We start from the raw sequence: 4,536 nt of genomic DNA on the forward strand, positions 1-4,536 counted from the left end.
GGGCAGGGATATGCCGGTGTATCCGGGCGATTCCCCCCGGTCGCTCGCTGCCCGGCCACCGCGCGTCACATGGGACGGCAGCTCCAGCAGAGCCAGCGGGTTCCCCTGGGCCTCGTCCAGGATCAGACGACGGATCCGGGGATCCAGCCCGGGGCTGCGCAGGTCCAGGAGCCGCTCGGAGGCATTCTCCGACAGTGTGGTCACGGGCAGTTGCGGGAGCGCCGCCGTGTCGAAGCCGGAGGGCACGTCGGAACGCAGGCCGACGAGGAGCCCGACCGAGCCACCACTGAGCCTTCGTCCCACGAACCCGCACACCTCGATGCTGGAGGTGTCGAACCACTGGCCGTCGTCGAGTACCAGCAGGAGGGGTTTCCGCGACGCCGCGAGGGAGAACAGGTCGAGGACGGCGATACCGAGCGCCATGACCGAGGGCGGCGCGCCCTCGCTTCTGCCGAAGACGACGTCGAATGCCCTTCGGTGACTGTCGTCCAGCTGGTTGACGCAGGGGAGCAACGGATACAGGAACTGGTGCAGGCCGGCGAACGGCAGCTCCGACTCGGCCTCGACACCGGCCGCCCTTATCACCCTGTGTTCCTTGCCCGAGGCGAAGTCGGCGACATGGTCCAGCAGGGCGCTCTTGCCTACGCCCGCGTCGCCCCGCAGGACGAGAGCCCGGCCCCCGGTGCCCGTCACGAAGCCGGACAGCGCCTCCTGCTCGGGCTCGCGGCCGATCAGCGTCCCGTCGATCGACTCCACCGTCCCCATTTCCTCCTCCGCTTCCTCCCCCGTTTCCTCCTCCACTGAGCCGGCGCCTACTCAGAAGCTGTCGCGGCCGTTCGAGCGCGTGAAACCGAGGGCCGCGCCGTGTCAGGACGCTCCGAGGCCGTGGAGCAGGGTGTCGACGACGACGTCCGCCGCCTGACCAGGACTCAGCTCGGGCATCTGCCGTGACACCAGGTGCATGAGCTGGGGCAGCAGCGCGCTCGCCCACCCCTCGGGGTGATCGCGGCGCAGGAGGCCCTCGTCGGTGGCCCGCCGCAGAAAGCCGTCGACCTCGCGGACGGACGCGTCCCTGCGTCGGCGGATGGCCTCGTCGGCGAGCATGCGGGCGAGATCGACGGGCCAGGCGCGGTTGACGGCGATGACGTTCTCGACGTAGCGGTGCAGGGCGACGGCGACGGGCGCTTCCCGCAGCCGGGCGTCTTCGATGGCCTGTTCGACGGCTGTGAGGCGGGCTTCGTAGATGGCGGTGAGGAGTTCCTCGCGGGAGGCGAAGCGCCGGTAGACGGTGCGCCGGTCCACGCCCGCCGCCGCGGCGATGCTCGCGATGCTGGCGCCGGGATCGGTGGCGAGCATGCGGGCCCCGGTGGTCAGGACGGTTTCCAGGTTGCGCGCTGCGTCGGCTCTCACCGCACCGAGTCTAGCGCCACAAACTGGCGGCGCGGACACGCTTAAGTGCTACATTGATGTGACAGTTAGACGGATCGTCGGAACGAACCGACACCACTGGAAGAGGGAAAGCACGTGATCACCTACGGTCGGCTTTTCATCGGGGGCTCCTGGGCCGAGCCGAGCGACCCGGACCTGCTCGACATCGCCTCGCCGCATGACCGGTCCGTGGTCGGCCGCGCCGCCCAGGCGCGGCCGGCGGACATCGACCGGGCGGTGTCCGCGGCACGGGCGTCCTTCGAGGCGGGCGCTTGGCGTCTGACCCCGCCGGCCGAACGGATCGCGGCCTTACGGAGGTTCAACGCGCTGCGCGAGGAGAACGCGGAGGAGATCGCGCACCTGATCTCCCTGGAGAACGGTTCGGCCGGATGGTTCACCCGTGCCGGACAGCTCGGCCTGACCCGGCAGGCGAACGCCTACCTGAAGGCGGCGGAGGAATTCGGCTGGGAGGAGACCCTCGCCCCATCCGACCCGGCGTCCCCCGTGCGCAGCGTGGTGCGCCGTGAGGCGGTCGGCGTCGTGGCCGCCGTGATCCCGTGGAACTCGCCGTTCTCCTCGGCCACCTCGAAGATCATCCCCGCTCTGCTCGCCGGCAACTCCGTGGTGCTCAAGGTGTCCCCGGAGAACTCACTGAGCATGGGCTTCCTGGCCGGCCTGCTGGAGCGGGTGGGCCTGCCCGAGGGCGTGATCAGCGTCCTGCCCGCGGACCGGGAGACCAGTGAGTACCTGGTGTCGCACGAGGAGGTCGACAAGATCGCCTTCACCGGCTCGACGCGGGCCGGCCGCCGCATCGCCTCGATCGCGGGCGAGCGGCTCAAGCGGGTCAGCCTGGAGCTGGGCGGCAAATCCGCCGCGATCATCCTCCCGGATGCCGACATCGAGAAGGCCGTCACGGGTGTGAAATCCGGCTCGCTGCTCAACAACGGCGAGTCATGTGTCGCGCAGACCAGAATCCTGGCACCGCGCGGCCGGTACGAGGAGGTCGTGGTCGCGCTGAAGGAACTGGTGGAGTCACTGCGGGTCGGCGACCCGAACGACCCCGGCACCTTCATCGGCCCGATGATCCGTCCCGATCAGCAGGAGCGCGTGCGCGACTACATCCGGCTCGGCATCGAGGAGGGCGCCCGCCTGGTCACCGGCGGCCCGCGGATCCCCGCGGGCCTGGAGAAGGGCAACTACGTCACACCCACCGTCTTCGCCGATGTCGACAACTCCATGCGCATCGCGCGGGAGGAGATCTTCGGCCCGGTCCTCGTCGTCATCCCCTACGACGACGAGGACGACGCCGTCCGCATCGCCAACGACTCCGAGTACGGCCTCTCCGGTGGCGTCTGGTCCTCCGACGAGGAGCACGCCCTGGCGGTCGCCCGCCGCGTCCGCACCGGTACCGTCACGGTCAACGGCGCCTCCATCGACTTCGACGGCCCGTTCGGGGGCTTCAAGGCCAGCGGGATCGGCCGCGAGTACGGCGCGGTCGGCCTCGGTGCCTACACCGAGTACAAGACCATCACCGTGTGACCCGTCGCCCGCACGCGAGCGGCATCACACCCGGGACGTCGTCACGCCGGGACGACGTGGTAGCTCAGCGCCGCCCATGGAAGGTCGGACTGCGCGAGAGACCCGGTGGCCCACGAGTAGGCGCCGGTGCAACCGGGCCCGGGGTGCAGCACCACGGACGCGGAACCGGAGACGACCTGAACCGAGCGGGCCGGCGCCGACAGGGTGTGACACATACCCGGATCGCCGAGGTCGACCTTCGACACCGTCCCCGTTCCGTGGGTACCCGAGTAGAGGTACGCGCCCTCCCGTAACGGAGGCCAGTCGGCGGCGTTCGCCGTCCCGGCCCCGAGGCCGATCAGAGCCACGGCCGTGGTGACGGCAGCGGCGGCGGCGCGGAGTTTCGCCTTGCGGATGAACATGCGAACACCTTTCGTGTGTGACGAGACCGGTGGAGACATCGGCCGCCCGGCCCGTCCGGGCGAGTGCGGCCGATGGTGAACTCTCGCATGTTCAACCGTGTGTCGGTGAGGGCAATATCAGTCACGCATACGTGTGATGGCTGGTGCGGCCCGGTGCATGGTCACACCTCCGGGATGCGAGAAGCCACCCTCATGCACACGTGTCCACTGCTAACGTATAGTCAGCGGCCATACGTGGCGCCCTCTATGTGATCCAGACGTGGCACAGCCAGGCAGCCGTTCGGTGATGCTGAGTCTCGATGTCTCGATACGACCCAGAGAGAAGAAACCCATGACACTGAAACCGTTCAAGCTGACGGTTGCCGCTTTCACAAGTGCAGTTGCTGGAGCGGCGCTGCTCTTCTCGGCGGGGCCGGCATCCGCGGACAACCCTCCTTACAGCGACTGCCCGGGGTGGGCGCTGTGCCTCTACCAGAATGGCGGCGGAACGGGTTCGAAGGTGGTTGTCACCCCGCCCCCGGCGGGCGGCAACACAAAAATCGTGAGACTCATAAACACCCATTTCCTGAACGGGGAACCGGCCGACAACCAAGTCTCGTCCTGGCTGAACAACTCGCAGTGCTCGGTGCAGTTCTGGGATGACCCCAGCGGAGAGCTCCACCCTTCCGACCTGGATTACGCGCCGTCATGGCAGTGGGGCCTGAAGGGGGACTACGCCTTCGGGACCTCCAAGGCGTACAACAACGACAGGATTTCCTCCTTCCGGTTCTACTGCCCGTAGAGAGCGCCGGGCACTCGACCGGATGAGCGTGCGCCGCCCACGCGTCCGGGTGGCCAGATCTGGCCTTGAGCTCCTCCTTGCCGGAGAACAGCTTCTTGTGGGCTTCGGGCTTGGCGTGCACCCGGGCCATCGCCGTGGTCAGCGCTTGCCCGCTGACCCCACGGCCAGGTCGAAACCTGCCGCCGACACGCTCCTTCGCGGACCCACCTGAACCGAAAGCGTCACTCCAAGCAACCATCACATGCATTTCGCCAGATATCCATCCACCCTGGTCGCATGGCATGTCCTACGTAGAGACCCTCTTGCCTCTTTCAGGTGATTACCGCCGATTGTCATGATGGGGTGATTTTCCGCCGCTACGGTGATAGGGCCAATGGGGGCCGGGGG

At 68.1% G+C, this 4,536-nt stretch carries 5 protein-coding genes; 2 read left to right on the forward strand and 3 right to left on the reverse strand.

Going from position 1 to position 4,536, the window contains the following annotated elements; translation table 11 throughout:
- A partial coding sequence (locus tag K6I33_RS32230) for an AAA family ATPase (protein ID WP_229358108.1) occupies positions 1–765 on the reverse strand: 765 nt, incomplete at its 3' end.
- A 102-nt stretch (positions 766–867) separates the two neighbouring features.
- On the reverse strand, positions 868–1,356 hold the full coding sequence (locus K6I33_RS32235; protein ID WP_229358115.1) for a TetR/AcrR family transcriptional regulator: 489 nt from the start codon (positions 1,354–1,356) through the stop codon (positions 868–870).
- 168 nt (positions 1,357–1,524) lie between these two features.
- Here K6I33_RS32235 and K6I33_RS32240 point away from each other — a divergent pair, with 168 nt between their 5' ends.
- Positions 1,525–2,967 (forward strand): aldehyde dehydrogenase, encoded by a 1,443-nt coding sequence (locus K6I33_RS32240; RefSeq protein WP_229358109.1) that lies wholly within the window; start codon positions 1,525–1,527, stop codon positions 2,965–2,967.
- A gap of 41 nt (positions 2,968–3,008) precedes the next feature.
- Here the strand turns inward: K6I33_RS32240 and K6I33_RS32245 are convergent, their stop codons facing one another.
- On the reverse strand, positions 3,009–3,368 hold the full coding sequence (locus tag K6I33_RS32245; RefSeq protein WP_229358111.1) for a hypothetical protein: 360 nt from the start codon (positions 3,366–3,368) through the stop codon (positions 3,009–3,011).
- Positions 3,369–3,699: 331 nt separating this feature from the next.
- Between K6I33_RS32245 and K6I33_RS32250 the strand changes: the two genes are divergently transcribed.
- On the forward strand, positions 3,700–4,149 hold the full coding sequence (locus K6I33_RS32250) for a peptidase inhibitor family I36 protein (RefSeq protein ID WP_229358112.1): 450 nt from the start codon (positions 3,700–3,702) through the stop codon (positions 4,147–4,149).
- Positions 4,150–4,536 lie beyond the last annotated feature (387 nt).

It is taken from the genome of Streptomyces sp. UNOB3_S3, assembly GCF_020740895.1.
Classification (GTDB): Bacteria; Actinomycetota; Actinomycetes; order Streptomycetales; family Streptomycetaceae; genus Streptomyces.

Bases quoted from the DNA above. Each gene is read 5' to 3' on its own strand.
- K6I33_RS32235 (WP_229358115.1), bottom strand. From the start codon at position 1,356: ATGCTCGCCACCGATCCCGGCGCCAGCATCGCGAGCATCGCCGCGGCG.
- K6I33_RS32245 (WP_229358111.1), bottom strand. From the start codon at position 3,368: ATGTTCATCCGCAAGGCGAAACTCCGCGCCGCCGCCGCTGCCGTCACC.
- K6I33_RS32250 (WP_229358112.1), top strand. From the start codon at position 3,700: ATGACACTGAAACCGTTCAAGCTGACGGTTGCCGCTTTCACAAGTGCA.